Below are 20882 nucleotides of genomic sequence, written 5' to 3' on the forward strand. Positions count from 1 at the left end.
TCGGCCAGCCTACGCGGGCTGCAGGCCGATGGCGACATCGGTGGGCGCGACCGGCGCCGGCAGCGCCGTCTCGCCCATGAGGTACTGGTCGACATGCGCCGCCGCGGCACGGCCCTCGGCGATCGCCCAGACGATGAGCGACTGCCCGCGGCCGGCGTCGCCGGCCACGAACACTCCGGGCGCCGTGGTCTCGTAGTCGTCCGCACGACGCACATTGCCTCGGTCGGTGAACTGCGTGCCGAGCTGCTGCTCGAGCAGCGCCCGCTCGGGGCCGGTGAAGCCCATCGCGATCAGCACCAGATCGACCGGGATGTCGCGCTCGGTGCCGCTCTTGGGCACCCGGCGGCCGTCGACGAACTCGGTCTCGGCAACTCTCATGGCCCGCACTTCACCGCCGTCGTTGCCGAGGAACTCCACCGTCGACGCGAGGTAGGACCGTTCGCCGCCCTCTTCGTGGGCGGACTGCACCTCGAACACGTGCGGCGTCATGGGCCACGGCTGCGTCTCGGGACGCTCGCCCGGAGGGCGGACGCCGATGGCGAGGTTCGTGACGCTCAGCGCACCCTGGCGGTGGGCGGTGCCGATGCAATCGGCACCGGTGTCGCCACCGCCGATCACCACGACATGCTTTCCTTCGGCCGTGATCTGGTTGGGCACCGAGTCCCCAGCCGTGGCGTGGTTCGACTCGACGAGGAACTCCATCGCGAAGTGGACTCCGGCGAGGTCGCGACCCGGGATCGCCAGCTCACGCGGCACGGTGGCACCGGTTGCGATGACCACGGCGTCGTAGCGCGCCCGCAGGTCGCTCCACGAGATGTCCCTGCCGATCTCGACGCGCGCACGGAAGCGCGTGCCCTCGTCCTGCATCTGCCGCAGCCGCGACTCGAGGTGCCGCTTCTCCATCTTGAAGTCCGGGATGCCGTAGCGCAGCAGTCCGCCGATGCGGTCGTCCCGCTCGAACACGGCGACGGTGTGGCCAGCCCGGGTGAGCTGTTGAGCGGCCGCGAGGCCGGCGGGACCCGAGCCCACGACGGCGACCGTCTTGCCCGTAAGGCGCCCGGGCGGCTCGGGCTCGACCCACCCGTTCGCGAACGCCTCGTCGATGATCGAGACCTCGATCTGCTTGATCGTCACGGCGGGCTGGTTGATGCCGAGGACGCACGCGCTCTCGCACGGCGCGGGGCACAGCCGCCCGGTGAACTCGGGGAAGTTGTTCGTCGCGTGCAGCCGTTCGATGGCGGAGCGTCCCTCGCCGCGCCATGTGAGGTCGTTCCACTCCGGGATCAGGTTCCCCAGCGGGCACCCCTGGTGACAGAACGGGATGCCGCAGTCCATGCAGCGGCCGGCCTGGCGGCGCAGCACGGCGGTGTCTCCCGGCTCGTAGACCTCTTTCCAGTCCATGATCCGCACCGGCACGGGCCGCCTGGGCGGCAGTTCGCGCTCGGTGACCTTCAGGAAGCCTTTCGCGTCAGCCACCCGTCACCTCCAGAATGCGGGTCCACACGACGTCTCCGTCGGGGTCGAGCCCCTCGGCGACCGCCTCCTGGCGCGTCTGCAGGACCGCGGCGTAGTCGCGCGGAAGCACGCGCACGAAGTTGTCGAGCTCGGCCTCGAAGTTCTCGAGCAGACCGGACGCCAGCGTGGAGTCGGTCTCGGCGACATGCTGCACGAGCAGATCGCGCAGGATCTCGGCATCCCCCGACCCGAGCTCGCTGAGTTCGAGCTCGCCGCCGGCGAGCGCCTCGCGGTTGACGAGCGCGGCGTCGAGCCGGTACACGTAGGCGGTTCCCCCCGACATGCCGGCGCCGAGGTTGCGGCCCGTCGATCCGAGGATGACGGCGAGCCCACCGGTCATGTACTCCAGCGCGTGGTCGCCGACGCCTTCGACGACGGCCGTCGCTCCCGAGTTGCGGACGAAGAACCGCTCGCCGACGACGCCGCGCAGGAACATGGTGCCCTGGGTCGCGCCGTAGCCGATCACATTGCCTGCGATGACGTTCTTCGAGGCATCGAAGGTTGCCGCGCGCGGCGGTCGGATGACGATCTGCCCGCCAGACAGGCCCTTGCCGACGTAGTCGTTGGAGTCTCCCTCCAGGCGCAGCGTGATGCCCGCGGGCATGAACGCCCCGAACGACTGCCCCGCCGAGCCGGTGAGGTTGACCACGATGGAGCCGGACGGCAGCCCGTTCTCGCCGCGGGCCTTGGTGACGTGGTGTCCGAGCAGGGTTCCCACGGCGCGCTCGGTGTTGCGGATCGGCAGGTCGATCGTGACCCGGCCGCCGTGCGCGATCACGTCCTGCGCCCGCTCGATGAGCGAAACGTCGAAGTGCTTGTCGAGCTCATGGAGCTGGCCGCGCATGCTGCGGCGCGGCTCGTCGTCGGCGAACGCGGGTCCGTGCAGCACCGGCGCGAGGTCGAGGCCGTTGGCCTTCCAATGGTCCACGGCGCCGTTGACATCGAGCAGCTCGGTGTGGCCGATCGCCTCCTCGAGCGAGCGGAACCCCAGCTCGGCCAGGTATTCGCGCACCTCCTCGGCGATGAACTCCATGAAGTTCACGACGAACTCCGGCTTGCCGCTGAAGCGCGCGCGCAGCACGGGGTTCTGCGTCGCGACGCCCACCGGGCAGGTGTCGAGGTGGCAGACCCGCATCATGACGCAGCCGGAGACCACCAGCGGTGCGGTGGCGAAGCCGAACTCCTCGGCTCCGAGCAGCGCGCCGATGATCACGTCGCGGCCCGTCTTCAGCTGCCCGTCCACCTGTACCACGACCCGGTCGCGCATGCCGTTGAGCATGAGCGTCTGCTGGGTCTCGGCGAGGCCCAGCTCCCACGGGGTGCCGGCGTGCTTGAGCGAGTTCAGCGGGCTCGCGCCCGTGCCGCCGTCGTGACCGGAGACCAGGATGACGTCCGCCAGGGCCTTCGCCGTGCCGGCGGCGACCGCGCCGATCCCGGACTGGCTCACCAGCTTCACGTGCACCCGCGCCTCCGGGTTCGCGCGCTTGAGATCGTAGATCAGCTGCTTGAGGTCTTCGATCGAGTAGATGTCGTGGTGCGGCGGCGGCGAGATCAGTCCCACTCCGGCCGTCGCGTGCCGCGTGCGAGCGACCCAGGGGTAGACCTTCGTCGGCGGCAGCTGGCCGCCCTCGCCGGGCTTCGCGCCCTGCGCGAGCTTGATCTGCAGGTCCTTCGCCTGCGTCAGGTACAGGCTCGTGACGCCGAAGCGTCCGGAGGCGACCTGCTTGATGGCACTGCGGCGATCGGTGTCGAGTAGGCGATCGACATCCTCGCCGCCCTCGCCCGTGTTGGACTTGCCGCCGATGCTGTTCATCGCGATCGCGAGCGTCTCGTGCGCCTCGCGCGAGATCGATCCGTAGCTCATGGCGCCGGTCGAGAACCGCTTGACGATCGCGGACACGGGTTCGACCTCGTCGATGGCGACCGGCTTGCGGTCACCCGACTTGAACCTGAAGAGTCCGCGCAGGGTCTTCAGCTCATCCGCCTGGTCGTCGACGAGCTTGGTGTACTCGCGGAAGATGTCGTACCGCCGTGTCCGCGTCGAGTGCTGCAGGCGGAACACGGTGTCGGGGTTGAACAGATGCGGTGAGCCGTCGCGCCGCCACTGGTACTCGCCGCCCGTCCAGAGGCGCTCGTGGGCGCGCACCGCGGCATCCTGCGGATAGGCGTAGCCGTGACGGGCGGCGTTCTCGAAGGCGATGACATCGAGCCCGACACCGCCCAGCTTCGTCTCGGTGCCGGTGAAGTAGCGGTCCACCAGTTCATGCGAGAGTCCGACCGCTTCGAACACCTGCGCGCCCGCATACGACGAGACGGTCGAGATGCCCATCTTGGACATGATCTTCAGCACGCCCTTGCCGAGCGCGTAGATGAGGTTCTTGACGGCCTTCTCGGGCGAGATCCCGGTGATGTAGCCGGCGCGGACCAGGTACTCGACCGTCTCCATCGCGAGGTAGGGGTTGACGGCGGATGCCCCGTACCCGATCAGCGTCGCGACGTGGTGCACTTCGCGCACGTCGCCCGCCTCGACGACGAGCCCGCACTTCATGCGCGTCTCGTTGCGGATGAGGTGGTGGTGCACGGCCGCGAGCATCAGCAGCGAGGGGATGGGGGCCAGATCCTTGTTCGAGTCGCGGTCGCTGAGCACGATGAACTCCGCGCCGTCCTCGATCGCCTGGTCGACCTCGTCGCACATCTGTGCGAGACGCTTCTGCATGCCCTTGTGGCCCGCCTCGACGCGGTATAGGCCGCGGATCGTCACCGAGGTCCGCCCAGGCAGGGCCGTGTCGATGTGCTGGATCTTCGCGAGCTCGTCGTTGTTGATCACGGGGAAGTCGAGCGTGACCACCCGGGTGTGATCGGGCCCCCACGACAGCAGGTTGCGCTCCGGGCCGAGGCCCAGCGACAGCGAAGTGACGACTTCTTCGCGGATCGAGTCGAGCGGCGGGTTGGTGACCTGGGCGAACTGCTGCGTGAAGTAGTCGAAGAGCAGGCGCGGACGCTCGCTGAGCACGGCGACCGGCGTGTCGCTTCCCATCGCGCCGAGCGGCTCGGCGCCGGTCTGACCCATCGGGGTAAGCAGGATCCGGACCTCCTCCTCGGTGTAGCCGAAGGTGCGCTGGCGCCTGGTGATCGATGCGATGGGGTGGACGATGTGCTCGCGCTCAGGCAGCTCGGCGAGTCGGACGCGACCGCCATCCAGCCACTCCTGCCACGGCTCGAGGTCGGCGAGCTGGGCCTTGATCTCGTCATCCTCGATGACCCGGTGCTGGGCGGTGTCGACGAGGAACATGCGGCCCGGGCGCAGCCGCCCGCGGCGCTTGATGCGCTCGGGCGCGAAGTCCAGGACCCCCGTCTCGCTGCCGATGACGATCAGGCCGTCGGTCGTCTCGGTCCAGCGGCCGGGACGCAGCCCGTTGCGGTCGAGGGTGGCGCCGACGAGGGTGCCATCGGTGAAGATCAGCGCCGCAGGTCCGTCCCAGGGCTCCATCTGCATGGAGTGGAACTCGTAGAACGCCCGCAGCTTGGGGTCGATGTCGACCTGCTTCTCGTATGCCTCGGGGACCATCATCATGATGGCGTGCGGGAGGCTGCGTCCCGTGAGCGTGAGGAGCTCGAGCACCTCGTCGAAGGACGCCGAGTCGCTCGCGCCCTCGGTGCAGATCGGCAGCACGGGGCGGAGGTCGCCGAGCAGCTCGGACTCGAGCTGCGATTGACGCGCGCGCATCCAGTTGCGGTTGCCGTTGACGGTGTTGATCTCGCCGTTGTGCGCGAGCATCCGCAATGGCTGCGCGAGGGGCCAGGAGGGGAACGTGTTGGTCGAGTACCGCGAGTGCACGACGGCGAGCTCGGACGCGAAACGCTCGTCCTGCAGGTCGGGGTAGAACGGCTCGAGCTGGAGGGTCGTCACCATGCCCTTGTAGCCGAGCGTGCGGGCCGACAGCGAGACGAAGTACGCGTCGAGCTCTCGACGTGCGCGTTTGCGCAGCCGGAATGTGCGACGGTCGAGTGCGATGCCGGACAGGGCTGCGGACTCTCCGACAGCGGGACGCGACACGAACAGCTGCTCGAACACCGGCCGAGCGGCGAACGCGAGCTTGCCCAGGTTCTCTTCGGCGGTGGGCACATCGCGCCAGCCGAGCACGGTGAGGTTCTCGGACTCGGCGATCTGCTCGATGCCGCTCTTCTGCGCGGCGCGGGCGCTCTCGTCCCGCGGCAGGAAGACCATCCCCGCGGCGTACTCCCCCACCGGCGGCAGCGCGAAGTCCACCACCGCGCGGAGGAAGGCATCGGGCATCTGCGTCAGGATCCCGGCACCGTCGCCGGTTCCGGCATCCGACCCGATCGCGCCGCGATGCTCGAGATTGCGCAGCGCGGTCAGGGCCAGCTCGATGATGTCGTGCCCCGCCTCGCCGCGCAGCGTCGCGACCATGGCCAGTCCGCACGCGTCCTTCTCGAACGCAGGGTTGTACATGCCCTGCTTCCGGGGGAAGCCGGTCTGATCGAACGGCGCGGTGCTGCGCGCCTCGGGGGAGGCGCTGCGACGGGGGCTCGATGCCATATCAACCGTCCTCACGTTGATGCTCAAGATGGGACGACGTCGGCCCGTGCTCCGGAGACGGAGCGTGCGTTACTTCGTGGCGACTCTGCTTATTGAGTACTGCTCAGGGCTGCGCTTGTGGCGGTGTCTCCGTCGACTTCGGACGTCGGGGGTTCGCTGACGTCGACGAAGTCGTCGGTGTCCTGCGATTGTACAGTCCCCGCTGGGGCTCCGCCCCAGACCCCCGGTTTGCTGGCGCGCTCCCCTTCCCGTTTCCACTCGCGGCCGGGCACGTAGGGCGAGGGTTCGAATCCCGGGTGACGCCGTTTCTGGACGAAGAAGATGACGATGCCGAGGATCACGCCGAGGATCGCCGCCCACACGTTGGTGCGCAGGCCCAGGAAGATGTCGCTCGGGTCGATGCGGATCGACTCCCACACGATCCGGCCGGCGCTGTACCAGACGAGGTACAGCGCGAACACACGGCCCCACTGCAGCCGGAACCGGCGGCCGACCCAGAGGAGGAAGAGCACACCGAGGCTGTTCCAGATCACCTCGTAGAGGAAGGTCGGGTGGAACAGCGTGCCGGGCTCGAGGCCGGGCGGGAATGCGGGGTTGGTGCTGTCGATCTCGAGGCCCCACGGCAGGTCGGTCGGCAGACCGAAGAGCTCCTGGTTGAAGTAGTTGCCGAAGCGTCCGATCGCCTGCGCGAGCAGGAGTCCTGGTGCGAGGGCGTCGGCGAATGTCCAGAATCGGATGCCGGTCCACTTGCATCCGAGCCAGGCGCCGATCGCGCCGCCGATGAGGGCGCCGTAGATCGCGATGCCGCCCTCCCAGATGAACAGCGCCGAGAGCGGGTTCTTCCCCGCGCCGAAGTAGAAGTCCCAGTGGGTGAGCACGTGGTAGATCCGCGCCGTGATGATCGCGAGCGGCACCGCGATCAGGGCGATGTCTATGACGACCCACGGCTCCGCACCGCGCTTGGTGAGGCGGCTGTTGGTGATCAGGGTGGCGACGATGATCCCGGCGATGATGCACAGCGCGTAGATGTGGATGCGCAGCGGCCCGATGTCGAAGTAGCTGATCGACGGGCTCGGGATGCTGGTGACGACGCTCACGGCGGCGTTGATCATGGGCGATCGTGTCCTTGCTCGTGGGGATGCCGGCGGCGAGCCGACGTCTGCAGTCTAATTGTCGCGGCTAAGACGTCGTGCCCGCGGCCAGCGCGCTCGCGGCCTGGCGGAGACCGTCCACGCCGCCGTCGCGCAGCGCGCGCACCAGCGCGGTTCCGACGATCGCGCCGTCGGCGTATTCGAGGACGCCCGCCACCTGCTCGGCGTTCGAGATGCCGATGCCGACGCACGCGTGCTCGACGCCATGTGCACGCAGGCGGCCGACGAGCGTGCGGGCCGCGGCATCCAGCTGCGCGCGCTCGCCGGTGATGCCCATGGTCGACACGGTGTACACGAAGCCGGTGGATTCGCGGACGATGAGGTCGAGCCGCTCGTCAGTCGAGGTCGGCGCGGCCAGGAAGATGCGGTCGAGGCTGGTGCGCCTGCTGGCGTCGATCCACTCCTGCGCGGCGTCGGGCGTGATGTCAGGAGTGATGAGCCCTGCTCCCCCGGCGGCGAGCAGGTCGTCCGCGTAGCGGTCGACACCGTACTGCAGCACCGGATTCCAGTAGGTCATGACGAGCACGGGGACATCGACGCGACCGGAGATCTCGCGCACCGCGGTGAACGTGTCGCGCAACCGGAAACCTCCCGCGAGGGCCGCCTGCGTCGCCTGCTGGATGATGGTGCCGTCCATGACCGGGTCCGAGTACGGCGGGCCGAGTTCGAGGATGTCGGCGCCGGCTTCGGCGAGCGCGACGGCGGCGTCGATGCTCGTCTGCAGGTCGGGGAACCCGAGCGGCAGATAGCCCACGAAGGCGCCCCGGCCGGCGGCGTTCGCGGCGTCGATCGCCGCGGCGACGCGCGACGTCATAGCTTCGGGCCCTCTCCCTTGGCCGCCTCATCGGCGGGCGGCCGCTGGACGGGCGACGCTGCGTCGGGCCCTGCGACCGCCGCCGCGTGGGCCTTGTCGTAGAGGTCGAAGTAGCGCGCTGCGGTGTCCATGTCCTTGTCGCCGCGGCCCGAGAGGCAGACCGCGAGGATGGCGTCGGGGCCGAGCTCCCGGCCGATCCGCAGCGCACCGGCCAGTGCGTGCGCCGACTCGATGGCCGGGATGATCCCTTCGGTCTCGGAGAGCAGACGCAGCGCCTGCATGGCCTCGTCGTCGGTCGCCGGGATGTACTCCGCACGGCCGATCGAGGCGAGCCACGAGTGCTCGGGGCCCACGCCCGGATAGTCCAGTCCCGCCGAGATCGAGTGCGACTCGATCGTCTGCCCGTCCTCGTCCTGCAGCACGTACGTCCTCGCGCCGTGCAGGACTCCGGGTCGGCCGCGCTCGATGGATGCCGCGTGGCGAGGTGTGTCGACGCCGTCGCCCGCGGCCTCGACGCCGTAGAGCTTCACGCCCTCGTCGTCGAGGAACGCGTCGAACATGCCGATCGCATTGGATCCTCCGCCGACGCACGCGATCACGGCATCCGGGAGCCTTCCCGCCTCCTCCAGCAGCTGCGCGCGCGCCTCTTCGCTGATCACCTTCTGGAAGTCGCGCACCATCGCGGGGAACGGATGGGGTCCGGCCGCCGTGCCGAAGATGTAATTGGTCGTCTCGACGCTTGCGACCCAGTCGCGGTAGGCGTCGTTGATGGCGTCCTTGAGGGTGCGGGAGCCGGTCGTGACGGGAATCACCTCGGCGCCGAGAAGTCGCATGCGCGCGACGTTGAGCGCCTGCCGCTCGGTGTCGACCTCGCCCATGTAGATGGTGCACTCGAACCCGAACAGCGCCGCGGCCGTCGCCGTCGCGACGCCGTGCTGGCCGGCCCCGGTCTCGGCGATCACGCGCGTCTTGCCGAGCCGCTGCGTGAGCAGAGCCTGGCCGAGCACGTTGTTGATCTTGTGCGAGCCGGTGTGGTTGAGGTCCTCGCGCTTGAGGAAGACCCGGGCGCCACCGGCGTGCTCGGCGAAGCGTGCGACTTCGGTGATCGGCGACGGGCGGCCGGCATACGAGTGCAGCAGCCGGGTGAACTCCGCCTGGAACGCGGGGTCGGCCTTCGCCGACTCGTACTCCGCAGTGAGCTCGTCGATGGCGGCGATGAGCGACTCCGGCATGTATCGTCCGCCGAATTCGCCGAAGAAGGGACCGGATGCCGCGCGCAGACTCACTTCGACTCCCCCGGCTGTGCGACGCGTGCGCCGGCTTTGAGGAATGCTGCCAGCGTGGTGATCGGATCGCTCGTGACGAGGGCCTCCCCCACGAGGACGGCGTCGGCTCCTGCCGCACGGTAGCGCGCGACGTCGTCCGGCACGAGGACCGCCGACTCGGCGACCTTCACGGCACCGGCAGGGATCCGCTCGGCGAGGCGGCCGAACAGGTCGCGGTCGAGGTCGAAGGTGGACAGATCACGGGCGTTCACACCGATGAGGCGTGCCCCCACCGCCGCGGCGCGGTCGACCTCTTCGACCGAGTGGGTCTCGACGAGCGGGGTCATGCCCAGCTCGACGATGAGGGCGTGCAGGTGCGCCAGGCGATCCTGCTCGAGGGCTGCGACGATCAGCAGGACGAGGTCCGCACCGCCGGCACGCGCCTCGAAGACCTGGTACTCGGTCGCGATGAAGTCCTTGCGGAGCACGGGAACGCCGACCGCGGCTCTCACGGCGGTGAGATCCTCGAGGCTGCCCTTGAATCGGCGGCCCTCGGTGAGCACCGAGATGACGGCCGCACCGCCCTGCTCGTAGAGGCGCGCCTGATGGGCCGGGTCGGGGATCGCGGCGAGGTCGCCGCGCGAGGGGCTCGCGCGCTTGACCTCCGCGATGATCTTCACGCGGTCGCTCGGCGCCAGCGCGGTCAGGGCGTCGAGAGCGGGAGTCTGGGCGCGCGCCGCCTCCTCGACGGCCGCGAGCGGCCGCAGCGAGGCGCGGGTCTCGGCATCCTCGACCGCCCCGGTCGTGAGGTCCGCGAGCATGCTCGGACTCACCGTCGCCGGCTCGCCACGAGTGCTCAATGCTCTTTCGCGATGTACTTCGACCCGTTCGCGCCGTAGCCGGCCTTGGACATGCCCCAGCCGACGAGCGCTCCGATGACGACGATGGCCGCCGCGATCCATACCACGATGGGCATGTCGAGGAAGAAGAAGAATGTGCCGATCGCGATCCCGACGAGCATGATGATGACGGCTGTCCAGGCGGCCGGCGAGTGTCCGTGACCAGGGTCGGCGATGGGGTTGCTCATGAGTCTTCTCCAGGTGCGCGCGGGGGCGTGGTCAGTCTAGCGGTCGGGCGGTCGGATCCTCGCCACGCGAGAGGTCATCCCACGAGTCGATCGCGTCATGGGGCCGGGATGACGGGGCGGTGGCCGCGACCGGGTTCGGTGCGTCGGTGCGGTACCGCCGGCCGCTCCCCCGCCAGCGGTGCGCGGTCGCGAGGGTGAGCGCACCCGCCGCGAACAGCAGGATCCATCCGGCCAGCGCGACGAGCGGCCACGCGGTGGCATAGACCCGCCCGACGAGGGCGGCCACGGCATCCGCACCCGTGATGCCGGTCGCTGCGGTGACGGCTCCGGCGATCGCGGAGGTGGGGTGGGTGAACGCGACAGTGGCGGTCAGCCAGGCGAGGATCGCGGCGATCACGACCGTGAGCGCACCGAACAGGTACCGCAGGACGAGCCCTGCGATGGCGAGGACCGCGCCGAGCGCGAGCACCGCGAGACTCAGCGGTGCGAGGACCGGGATCGCCGCGGCCCCGGACACCGTGATCGTGTGCACGGCCGCCCCGCCCAGGGTGACGACGAGCCAGGTCTGGGTCGACGAGACGACCCCGACCGCGCCGATCACGAGCGTGGACATCACCGCGATCATGCGTGCGCGTCGCATCACGCCGGCGCCTCCGGGCCCCGCACCGGCTCGAGGTCGTCGGCGTCGAAGCAGGTCCGTGTGCCGGTGTGACACGCAGGTCCGACCTGCTCCACCATCACGAGGACCGCGTCGCCGTCGCAGTCGAGTCGTGCGCCGCGCACCAGCTGGATGTTGCCCGACGTGTCGCCCTTGCGCCAGTACTCGTGACGCGAGCGCGACCAGAACGTGACGCGACCCTCGGTGAGCGTGCGCCGGAGGGCCTCGGCATCCATCCACCCGAGCATGAGGACCTCGTGCGTGTCCCACTGCTGGACGATCGCCGCGACCAGTCCGTCGCCGTTGAACGAGACACGCGCGATGCGCTCGTCGATCGATTCGGTCACGTCGCCACCTCCCGCACCGCGATGCCCTGCGCGGCCATCGCCGCCTTGACCGCGCCGACGGTGAGCTGGCCCGAATGGAAGACGGATGCCGCGAGCACAGCATCGGCTCCGGCGGCGATCGCGGGACCGAAGTCCTCGGCCCTGCCCGCACCGCCGGAGGCGATCACCGGCACGCTCGACACCTCGCGCATCAGCGAGACGAGTTCGAGGTCGAAGCCCTCGCGGGTGCCATCGGCGTCGATCGAGTTGACGAGCAGCTCGCCCGCGCCGCGCTCGATGGCCTCGCGTGCCCACAGCAGCGCGTCGAGGGCCGTCTCGGTGCGGCCGCCGTGGGTGGTCACGACGAATCCCGACTCGGTCGCGGGCGACCGCTTGACGTCGAGCGAGAGCACGAGCACCTGGGCTCCGAAGCGATCCGCGATCTCGTCCACCAGATCGGGCCGTGCGATCGCGGCGGAGTTGACCCCGATCTTGTCGGCGCCGACAGACAGCAGCCGCGCTACGTCGTCGGTGCTGCGGACGCCGCCGCCGACGGTGAGCGGTATGAAGACCTGCTCCGCCGTGCGCCGCACGACGTCGTACGTGGTCGAGCGCTCGTCGACGGTCGCGGTGACATCGAGGAACGTCAACTCGTCAGCCCCCTGCGCGAAGTACTCCCGCGCGAGTTCGACGGGGTCGCCCATGTCGCGGAGGTTGTCGAAGTTGACGCCCTTGACGACGCGCCCCTCGGCGACGTCGAGGCACGGGATGACGCGGCAGACGAGGCTCATCACAGCCTCGCTGCGTGGATCGCGGTCACGAGGATCGCCCGAGCGCCGATCGCGTAGAGGGCATCCATGACCTGGTTGACGCCCTTGCGCGGGCTCATGACGCGCACGGCGACCCATTCCGGGTCGCGAAGGGGCGAGATCGTCGGCGACTCGATGCCGGGAGCCACGGCGACGGCCTGCTCGATGAGGGCGGCCGGGAGGTCGTAGTCGATGAGGACATACCGCTGCGCGACCATCACGCCCCGGAGGCGCCGCAGCAGGGTCTCGGTGCCCTCGACCTCCTCGGGACCCGCGATCAGCACCGCTTCGGACTCGAGGAGCACGGGGCCGAAGATCTCGAGCCCCGCCTGCTTCAGCGTCGTGCCGGTCGAGACCACGTCGGCGACGGCATCCGCCACGCCCAGGCGCACCGCGGACTCGACCGCGCCGTCCAGCGGCACCAGGTCGACCGCCACGCCGCGCTTGTCGAGGAAGCCGTCCACGAGTCCGGGATAGGCGGTGGCGACGCGGCATCCCTCGAGGTCCTCGATCGTGGTGAACCGGCCGGGAGGACCCGCGAACCGGAACGTCGAGTCGCCGAATCCCAGCGGCTCGATCTCGCGCGCCGGCATCCGTGCGTCGAAGAGCAGGTCGCGACCCGTGATCCCGACGTCCAGCGCGCCGGATCCGACGTAGGTGGCGATGTCCTTGGGGCGCAGGTAGAAGAACTCGACCTCGTTCTGCGGGTCGATGACATGGAGGTCCTTGGGATCGCGACGGCCGGTGTAGCCCGCCTCGCTCAGCATCTCGGAGGCGGTCTCGGCGAGCGATCCCTTGTTGGGCACGGCGATTCGCAGCATGGGTGGCGCTTTCGGGTCGTGGCGGATGTCGGGCGCGCGCTCAGAGATGTCGATAGACGTCTTCGAGGGAGAGGCCTTTCGCGAGCATCAGCACCTGCAGGTGATACAGCAGCTGCGAGATCTCCTCGGCCGCGGCATCCGTCGACTCGTATTCCGCGGCCATCCAGACCTCGGCGGCCTCCTCCACGATCTTCTTGCCGATCGCGTGGACTCCGGCGTCGAGCTGCGCGACCGTCCCCGAGCCCTCGGGGCGCTCAGCCGCCTTGGCGGCGAGCTCGGCGTACAGCGCGTCGAACGTCTTCACACAGCCAGGTTATCCAACGAGCGGACCCTCCGACCCGCGAAGGGTGGGTCAGGACGAGTGCCGGGGCGCACGCCGAGGTCAGTGGGAGTGGCGGGCGGCCGTCATCCGCAGTCCGGCGATCGCGTTGTCGGGGTCGCCTGCCCCGAAGACCGCGGATCCCGCGACGAACGTGTCGGCGCCGGCCTCGGCGGCCTGGGCGATGGTCGACTCGCCGATGCCGCCGTCCACCTGAAGCCAGACGGCCGACCCTCGGCGACGGGCCTCATCGGCGAGTCGGCGGAGCTTGGGCATCATCTCGGGCATGAACGACTGCCCTCCGAAGCCGGGCTCGACCGTCATCACGAGAACCTGATCGACCTCGTCGAGCATCCCGAAGAGCGTCTCCACGGCCGTCGCAGGCTTGACGGCGATCCCGGCACGGGCGCCCATCGCACGCAGCCGCCGGGCCAGTGCGATCGGCTCGGTGGCCGCCTCGAGGTGGAACGTCACCGAGGCTGCGCCGAGCTCGGCGTACGCGGGCGCCCACTGATCCGGGTCGTCGATCATCAGGTGCACGTCGAGCGGAACGGGACTCGTCGCCTGGATGCGCTCGACCATCTGCGGACCGAACGTCAGGTTCGGGACGAAATGATTGTCCATCACGTCGACGTGGACGAAGTCCGAAGCGGCGATGCGCGACAGCTCGGTCTGAATGTTGGCGAAGTCTGCGGCCAGGATGCTCGGATTGATCCGGATGCCGCCCGTGCGGCCGTTCTCGTCGCGGAGGGGCACGGGTCCATTATGGTCGAGCCGTGGATCCCATCATCGCCCTGATGCAGGGCGTGCTCGATATCGTCCGGGACGACAACAGCGGCAGTCCCGCCTCGTACATCCCCGAGCTCGCCGCGGTCGAGCCGGATCGCCTCGGCTTCGCGGTCGTCGGGCCGCGCGGACACGTCCGGTCGGTCGGCGACGACGACGTCGAGTTCACGATCCAGTCGATCTCGAAGCCGTTCGTCCTCGCCCACGTGCTCTCGAGGATCGGGCTGGATGCCGTCATGGAGCGTGTCGGCACCGAGCCCAGCGGCGAGCCGTTCAACGCGATAAGCCTCGAGGAGGGAACCGGGAAGCCCGCGAACCCCATGGTGAACGCCGGCGCGATCGCGACGACCGGCCTCGTCGAAGGCGGGGGTGTCGATGACCGCACCGAGCGCATCGTCCGGACGCTGTCCGCGTTCGCGGGTCGATCGCTGCACATCGACGAGTCGGTCTACCGGTCGGAGTCCACGACCGGCGACCGCAATCGCGCGCTCGGACACCTCATGCGCTCCTACGGGATCGTGGACGCCCCGGTGGACGTCGCTCTCGAGACGTACTTCCGTCAGTGCTCGATCGCGGTCACCGTGCGAGACCTGGCGGTCATGGCCGGCACTCTCGCATTCGGCGGACTGAATCCGCTCACGCACGAACGCGTCGTCGAGGAGCGCGTGGCCCGGGACGTGCTCTCGATCATGTCCAGCTGCGGGATGTACGACTTCTCGGGCGAATGGCTGCTGCGGGTGGGGCTTCCCGCCAAGAGCGGGGTGAGCGGCGGAGTGCTCGCGGTGGCCCCATCGCAGTTCGGCGTGGCGGCATACAGTCCGCGGCTCGACCGGCACGGCAACAGCGTGCGCGGGCAGGCGATCGTCACGGCCCTGTCGGACCGCATGGGGATGCATCTCCTCGAGCCGCATGAGAGCATCTCGCAGCCCATCGTCGACGTCGTCGACACCGATGAGGGCCGTACCATCCGGCTGAGCGGCGAGCTCGGTTTCGCCGCCGCCGAGCGGGTGCTGGCGGTGCTGCGGGATGTCGCGCTCGTGGTTCCGCCCGGCGCCGTCATCCGGGTGGATGCCCGGGAAGTCGGTCGCGCGCATCCCGCGGCCCTTGCCGCCCTGAAGACGGAAATCGACGCCATCCCGGGCGACGTCCGCATCATCGAGTAGCCGCCTGTCACACCCGCCGCAGCAGCGAGATCGACATCGCGTCGGTGTTGTGGCGGTGCGGCCAGAGCTGTGCGCGGTCCGAGCCGTCGGTCTGCGCCGGCAGATCGAGCTCGGCGTCGGCGACGGCAGCGATGACGGCTCGCGCATCGATCGCCTCGACCGCCTCGCCCCACTCTCGGCGGACCTCCGCGACGACGCCCGCGGTCTCGCCGAGATGGGGTGAGCACGTGATGTAGGCGACGATCCCGCCCGGTCTGAGGGCGCCGATCGCCGCCGTCAGCAGCTCACCCTGCAGCTGCGTGAGCTCGGGCAGGTCCGCCGGGGACTTGCGCCAGCGGGCCTCCGGGCGTCGGCGCAGCGCACCGAGCCCGGTGCACGGCGCGTCGACGAGGATGCGGTCATAAGTGCCGGGTGCCTCGTCGGCGCGCATCCGGCCGTCCTGCTCCGACACCGGCACCTCGAGGGGAACCGCCTCCAGCGCCTGGCGCACGAGCCCCGCGCGGGCGGGCGAGATCTCGTTGGCCTCCAGCCTGGCGCCGTGGGCCAGCGCCTCGGCGGCGAGCACCGCCGTCTTGCCGCCCGGGCCGGCGCACAGATCGAGCCAGCGCTCACCGTCGCGGATCGGCGTCGCGCGACTCAGTGCGAGCGCGGCGAGCTGCGATCCTTCGTCCTGCACCCGCAGACGACCACCCGACGCGCGGATCGTGGCATCCGGGTCGCCGCCGCCGACACGGAACCCCAGGGGCGAGAACGGCGTGCGCCGGGCATCCTCGGGGATCTCGGCGAGGCCGGGCAGCGCCGCCATGGTGACACGAGGCGCCGCGTTGTCGGCCATGAGGAGCGCCTCGAGCTCGTCGGCGCGGCCCTCGGCGGCCAGCGCTCGCCGGAACGCGCGCACTACCCACACGGGGTGCGAGAAGACCAGTCCGAGCCGCTCGTCGCCGGATCGCGCCCCTTCGGCGACACGCGTCATCCACTCGCCGGGGTTGTCTCGCGAGACACGGCGGAGCACGGCGTTGACGAACCCGGCTGGCCCGCGCCCCACGGCGGCACGGGCGAGCTCGACCGACTCGTTGACGGCGGCGTGCGAGGCGACGCGGGTGGAGAGCAGCTGATGCACCCCGAGGCGCAGGGCGTCGAGCACCGCCGGGTCGATCTCGGCCGCGGGGCGTTCTGCGGCGATGGCGATGATCGCGTCGTACGTGCCCTGGCGGCGGAGGGTGCCGTAGGTGAGCTCGGTCGCGAGTCCGGCGTCCGCGGTGTCGAGGCCGGCTCGTTCGATGGATCTCGGCAGCAGGAGATTCGCGTACGCGTCGGACTCGTGCACGGCCCGGAGCGTCTCGTACGCGACGCGCCGCGAGTCGCGGGCGCCGCTCATGACCCCGCCACCGGCGTGTCGGTGCGAAGGCCCCGAAGCCAGTCCCCCGCTGACATGGCGGGCCTCCCGGCGGGCTGCACGCGGTCGAGTGCGATCGGCAGGGTCGCGGTGCCCACGACGACGATGCGATCACGCACGGCGATCGCCCCGGGAGGGAGCCGGGGCCCGTCGTCGCCCACACCCCGCACGCCAAGCACCTTGAGACGTGTGCCGTCCACCGTGGTGTGGGCTCCGGGTTCAGGGGTGACGCCCCGGATGCGGCCGAGCACGGCCTCGGCAGGCTCATCCCAGCGGATCCGTCCGTCGTCGTCACCGAGCTTGGCGGCGTAGGTCGGTTCGCCCTGCTGCGGCCGGGCGACGGCTGTTCCCGCGGCGATCTCATCCACGACGTGTGCGAGCAGCGTCGCCCCCTCGTCGGCGAGCGCCGCGAGGACCTCGCCCGCGGTAGCGCCGGATGCCGGCCGATGGACGATCTCGCCGTAGACGTCGCCGGCGTCGAGCTCGGGGACGAGCCGGAAGACGCTGGCGCCGGTCTCGGCATCCCCCGCGATCAGCGCGTGCTGGACCGGTGCGGCCCCCCGCCATCGGGGCAGCAGCGAGAAGTGGAGGTTGATCCAGCCGTACCGGGGGCCGGAGAGCAGCGGCTCGCGCACGAGGCCGCCGTAGGCGACGATCACCCCGAGGTCGGGCGCGAGCCCCGCGATCCGCTCGGAGGTCTCGGTATCCAGCCGGTCCGTGCGGATCGTGTCGAGGCCGAGTTCGCTCGCCGCTGTCGAAACCGGCGACGGCGTCATCACGCGCTTGCGACCGAGCGGCGCGTCGCGCCGGGTCACCACGGCGGCGATGTCATGGACCGAGGCCGCGAGTCGTCGCAGCGACGGCACGGCGGGTGCGGGCGTGCCGGCGAAGACGAGGCGCATGTGTTCCTCACAGATCGAGGTCGGGGAGATCGACCCGGACTCTGAGTGTATTGCGCGGCCCGGCGGGTCGTCCCTTGGCCCGACGCGCCTTGAGCGCCTGGCTGATCACCGACGCGCGCAGGGTGTCGGTGACCTTCGCACCCGAGGCGAAGTCGAACCTGACGAGCGCTCGGACGGCGCCCTCGCGGTCGAGGGGCCCGAGCACCGCGTCTTCGTCGAGCGCCGGCACGGCCTCGCGAAGCGCGGCGACCGCGCTCGAAACGCTTCGGGCGTCACCCTCGAGCGCCGCAACGCGCACGGTCGGCGGCATCCGCAGCGGGGTGCGGTCGGCCAGCTCGGCCCGGGCGTAGGCCGGCTGCGTCCAGGTGGCGAGCGCGCGCGCGACGGGTCCTGCCACGCCCACGAGGTGCACCGGTGCTCCGGCGGCGGCGAGCGCGGCGGCGTTGGACCACCACCGGAGGCACGACTCTCCGATCCGGAGATCGTCGGCGAGCAGCATCCGGTCGGCATCCAGCAGGATCACCGCGCGGTACCCGCCTGCGGCGACCGGCTCGGCCCCGCGGGTGGCGACGACCAGCGCAGGGCGGCCGTCGACCTCGGTGATCGGGTGCTTGCCGTCCGCCACGATGACACGCGTGCCCGGGAAGGCGCGGCCGAGCTCCTCCGCGGTGCGCTCGCTGCCGGCCGACGCCATCCGCAGGCGGTTCGACCCGCAGTCGGGGCACACCCATCCGGGCGCCGTCCGTCCGCACCAGGCGCACTCCGGGACCGCGCCCGGCCGCGGGGCGCGGAGCGGGCCGCCGCAGTGCGGGCAGCGGGCGGGATGCCGGCATTCTGCGCACACCAGAACGGGGGCGTATCCGGGCCGCGCCACCTGCACCAGCACCGGTCCGTTCGCGAGCGCGTCGCGCGCGGCCGCGAACGCGGCGGACGGCACGCGGGCGCCCCGGGACTCCCCTTCGCGGGTCGCGCTGAGCACGACCTTGGGGCTCGCGCGCCGGGCGGCGGCCACCTCGCGCACCCAGCCGACGCCGACCAGTCGCTCGACGTCGGTGGTGCGGGTGTGTCCGGCGAACAGCAGCGCCATGCCGTCGAGCTCCTGACGCAGCAGCGCGACGTCGCGCGCGTGGACTCCGGGGCTGAGCGGTTCGGCGAGGAGCGGATCGCCGTCGTCCCAGATCGCGACGAGTCCCAGCCGGTGCACGGGCGCGTACACGGCGGACCGGTTGCCGATCACGATGCACGGCGCGGGCGAGAGCGTCCGCAGGAAAGCGGCGTACCGCACCGGCGAGCTCTGCCGGGAGTCGTCGCGGATCACGGCGTCGGCGGGCACCCGGCCCGCGAGCGCCGCCTCGACCTGCCCCAGGTCGCGGTGATCGGGCACCACGAGAATCGCGGACCGCCCGGCGGCCAGCGTCTGGACGGCTGCGGCGGCGAGGACGACCGCCCACATCCCGACCGTCGTGGCGTCTGGAAGCGGTGTGGTCGATGGCGGCGCGTCGATGACCAGCCGCCGGCCGCGGGCGATCCCGTCGCCGAGCCCCGGATAGCTGGCGAGCACAGCCGTCGCCCATGAGCGCGCGTCCGCCGGCACATCCGGCGCGACGGGCGGCGGGGCCGCGAGCCACGCCCTCTCAGCGCGCACCATGCGCTTCGGTATCGCGAGCCGCAGGATGTCGCTCGCCGACCCGGCGGCGCGATCGGCCGCGCGCCGCGCCAGCGTGTGCAGCCCGGGCGGCAGCACCGGCACCGGTGAGACGACCGAGTCGAGCTCCGAGAGCGGCCGATCCGAGGCATCCGGATCGCCCACCTCCACGATGTAGCCCTCGATCATGCGGCCTGCGCTGCGCAGCGGCACCTTGACTCTCACGCCCGGCTGCGCCGCCTCGACGAAAGCATCGGGGATGGCGTAGTCGAAGAGACGGTCGAGCTGCGGGAGCGGCGAGTCGATCAGCACGCGCGCGACCCGCGGTGAGGTCATCTCGGACCTCGGCCGCTCACACCCCCGCGCAGAGGCAGCCCCATGTCACAGCCCTGCAGCTGCGCGGAGGTCGTCGACCCGGTCGGTGCGCTCCCACGTGAAGTCGGCGAGCTCGCGTCCGAAGTGGCCGTACACCGCGGTCTGAGCGTAGATCGGGCGCAGCAGGTCGAGCTGGTCGATGATCGCCTTGGGGCGCAGGTCGAAGACGTCGAGGATGCAGCGGGTGATCACGTCGTCGGAGACGCGCCCGGTCCCGAATGACTCGACGTACAGACCGACCGGCTTTGCCTTGCCGATCGCGTAGGCCACCTGCACCTCGAGCCGGTCCGCCAGCCCCGCGGCGACGGCGTTCTTCGCTACCCAGCGCATGGCATAGGCGGCCGACCGGTCGACCTTGGACGGATCCTTGCCGCTGAACGCGCCGCCGCCGTGGCGCGCGGCGCCGCCATAGGTGTCGATGATGATCTTGCGCCCGGTGAGTCCCGCGTCGCCCTTGGGTCCGCCGGTGACGAAGGGTCCGGCGGGATTGATGTAGTACTTCACCGACGGGAGTTCGAGGCGCGTGGCCTCGAGGACCGGGTCGATGACCTCGGCGCGCACCGCGGCGCGCAACGCCTTGGGAGAGATGTCGGGGTGGTGCTGCGTGGACAGCACGACCGACTCGACGGTCTTCGGCGTGGCGCCGTCGTACCCCAGGGTCACCTGCGTCTTGCCGTCCGGACGCAGGAACGGCAGCGCGCCGGTCCGGCGGACCTCGGCGAGGCGCTCGGCCATGCGATGCGCCGTCCAGATCGCCATCGGCATGAGCTGGGGGGTCTCGGTCGTGGCGTAGCCGAACATGATGCCCTGGTCGCCGGCGCCCTGCTCGTCGCGCGGGTCGGTCGATCCGTCCTCGCGCCGCTCGAAGGCCTGGTCGACGCCGGCCGCGATGTCGGACGACTGCGCGCCGATCGAGACGCTCACCCCGCACGAGTCGCCGTCGAAGCCGGTGTCGCTCGACGTGTACCCGATGCCGTTCACGACCCGGCGGACGATCGCGGGGATCTCGACGTACGCCGACGTCGACACCTCGCCTGCGACGTGCACGAGACCGGTCGTCACGAGCGTCTCGACGGCCACCCGACCTCGGGGGTCGGCCTCGAGGATCGCGTCCAGGATGCTGTCGGAGATCTGGTCGCAGATCTTGTCGGGGTGCCCCTCGGTCACGGATTCGGAGGTGAACAGACGCAGCTCGGTCATCGAGGCTCCCGGAGGAAGTCGGAGGCGGGTGAGGGACGGCACAAGTATGCCCGCAACGATCGACACCGCCGCAGCCCGCGCCTCGCGGC

At 70.7% G+C, this 20882-nt stretch carries 18 protein-coding genes; 1 reads left to right on the forward strand and 17 read right to left on the reverse strand.

Going from position 1 to position 20882, the window contains the following annotated elements:
* Positions 1-9: 9 nt before the first annotated feature.
* From ABD212_RS05340 to rpe, 13 genes are all read right to left on the reverse strand, one after another.
* On the reverse strand, positions 10-1476 hold the full coding sequence (locus tag ABD212_RS05340) for a glutamate synthase subunit beta (RefSeq protein ID WP_344091959.1): 1467 nt from the start codon (positions 1474-1476) through the stop codon (positions 10-12).
* The gene (gltB, locus tag ABD212_RS05345) at positions 1469-6076 is read right to left on the reverse strand and encodes a glutamate synthase large subunit (RefSeq protein ID WP_486341484.1); all 4608 of its coding nucleotides are present in this window, start codon (positions 6074-6076) and stop codon (positions 1469-1471) included. Before gltB ends, ABD212_RS05340 begins: the two co-directional genes overlap by 8 nt.
* A gap of 89 nt (positions 6077-6165) precedes the next feature.
* Positions 6166-7188, reverse strand: coding sequence for a prolipoprotein diacylglyceryl transferase (lgt, locus tag ABD212_RS05350; protein WP_344091961.1), 1023 nt, complete (start codon positions 7186-7188; stop codon positions 6166-6168).
* A 67-nt stretch (positions 7189-7255) separates the two neighbouring features.
* The gene (gene trpA / locus ABD212_RS05355) at positions 7256-8041 is read right to left on the reverse strand and encodes a tryptophan synthase subunit alpha (protein WP_344091963.1); all 786 of its coding nucleotides are present in this window, start codon (positions 8039-8041) and stop codon (positions 7256-7258) included.
* Positions 8038-9327 carry a tryptophan synthase subunit beta gene (trpB, locus tag ABD212_RS05360; RefSeq protein WP_344091965.1) on the reverse strand — a complete coding sequence of 430 codons (1290 nt, stop codon included), beginning with the start codon at positions 9325-9327 and terminating at the stop codon, positions 8038-8040. Before trpB ends, trpA begins: the two co-directional genes overlap by 4 nt.
* Positions 9324-10127: an indole-3-glycerol phosphate synthase TrpC gene (gene trpC, locus ABD212_RS05365; RefSeq protein ID WP_344092463.1), complete on the reverse strand. Its 804-nt coding sequence runs from the start codon at positions 10125-10127 to the stop codon at positions 9324-9326. Before trpC ends, trpB begins: the two co-directional genes overlap by 4 nt.
* Before the next feature lie 35 nt (positions 10128-10162).
* Positions 10163-10393 (reverse strand): DUF6704 family protein, encoded by a 231-nt coding sequence (locus ABD212_RS05370; RefSeq protein ID WP_344091967.1) that lies wholly within the window; start codon positions 10391-10393, stop codon positions 10163-10165.
* A 31-nt stretch (positions 10394-10424) separates the two neighbouring features.
* Positions 10425-11033 (reverse strand): Trp biosynthesis-associated membrane protein, encoded by a 609-nt coding sequence (locus ABD212_RS05375; protein ID WP_344091969.1) that lies wholly within the window; start codon positions 11031-11033, stop codon positions 10425-10427.
* Positions 11033-11398 carry a phosphoribosyl-AMP cyclohydrolase gene (hisI, locus tag ABD212_RS05380; protein ID WP_344091972.1) on the reverse strand — a complete coding sequence of 122 codons (366 nt, stop codon included), beginning with the start codon at positions 11396-11398 and terminating at the stop codon, positions 11033-11035. The genes ABD212_RS05375 and hisI overlap by 1 nt, the downstream gene beginning before the upstream one ends.
* Positions 11395-12168, reverse strand: a complete 774-nt coding sequence (gene hisF, locus ABD212_RS05385) for an imidazole glycerol phosphate synthase subunit HisF (protein WP_344091974.1) — start codon at positions 12166-12168, stop codon at positions 11395-11397. The genes hisI and hisF overlap by 4 nt, the downstream gene beginning before the upstream one ends.
* The gene (gene hisG, locus ABD212_RS05390) at positions 12168-13007 is read right to left on the reverse strand and encodes an ATP phosphoribosyltransferase (RefSeq protein WP_344091976.1); all 840 of its coding nucleotides are present in this window, start codon (positions 13005-13007) and stop codon (positions 12168-12170) included. The genes hisF and hisG overlap by 1 nt, the downstream gene beginning before the upstream one ends.
* Positions 13008-13047: 40 nt before the next feature.
* Positions 13048-13311, reverse strand: coding sequence for a phosphoribosyl-ATP diphosphatase (locus tag ABD212_RS05395; RefSeq protein WP_344091978.1), 264 nt, complete (start codon positions 13309-13311; stop codon positions 13048-13050).
* Between the two features lie 78 nt (positions 13312-13389).
* On the reverse strand, positions 13390-14082 hold the full coding sequence (gene rpe, locus ABD212_RS05400; RefSeq protein WP_344091980.1) for a ribulose-phosphate 3-epimerase: 693 nt from the start codon (positions 14080-14082) through the stop codon (positions 13390-13392).
* Between the two features lie 20 nt (positions 14083-14102).
* Here rpe and glsA point away from each other — a divergent pair, with 20 nt between their 5' ends.
* Entirely contained in the window at positions 14103-15275 is a 1173-nt protein-coding gene (gene glsA / locus ABD212_RS05405) for a glutaminase A (RefSeq protein ID WP_344091982.1), read from the forward strand.
* A 7-nt stretch (positions 15276-15282) separates the two neighbouring features.
* Here glsA and ABD212_RS05410 read toward each other — a convergent pair whose 3' ends face one another.
* Genes ABD212_RS05410 through metK form a run of 4 tightly spaced genes read right to left on the reverse strand, consistent with a single transcriptional unit; the run spans position 15283 to position 20793 of the window.
* On the reverse strand, positions 15283-16653 hold the full coding sequence (locus ABD212_RS05410; protein WP_344091984.1) for an RsmB/NOP family class I SAM-dependent RNA methyltransferase: 1371 nt from the start codon (positions 16651-16653) through the stop codon (positions 15283-15285).
* Complete coding sequence (fmt, locus tag ABD212_RS05415) at positions 16650-17573, reverse strand: methionyl-tRNA formyltransferase (RefSeq protein WP_344091987.1); 924 nt, start codon at positions 17571-17573, stop codon at positions 16650-16652. The genes ABD212_RS05410 and fmt overlap by 4 nt, the downstream gene beginning before the upstream one ends.
* 7 nt (positions 17574-17580) lie before the next feature.
* Complete coding sequence (locus tag ABD212_RS05420) at positions 17581-19554, reverse strand: primosomal protein N' family DNA-binding protein (protein ID WP_344091989.1); 1974 nt, start codon at positions 19552-19554, stop codon at positions 17581-17583.
* 45 nt (positions 19555-19599) lie between these two features.
* The gene (gene metK, locus ABD212_RS05425) at positions 19600-20793 is read right to left on the reverse strand and encodes a methionine adenosyltransferase (protein ID WP_344091991.1); all 1194 of its coding nucleotides are present in this window, start codon (positions 20791-20793) and stop codon (positions 19600-19602) included.
* Positions 20794-20882: the final 89 nt, after the last annotated feature.

Source organism: Microbacterium deminutum (assembly GCF_039530205.1).
Lineage (GTDB): Bacteria > Actinomycetota > Actinomycetes > Actinomycetales > Microbacteriaceae > Microbacterium > Microbacterium deminutum.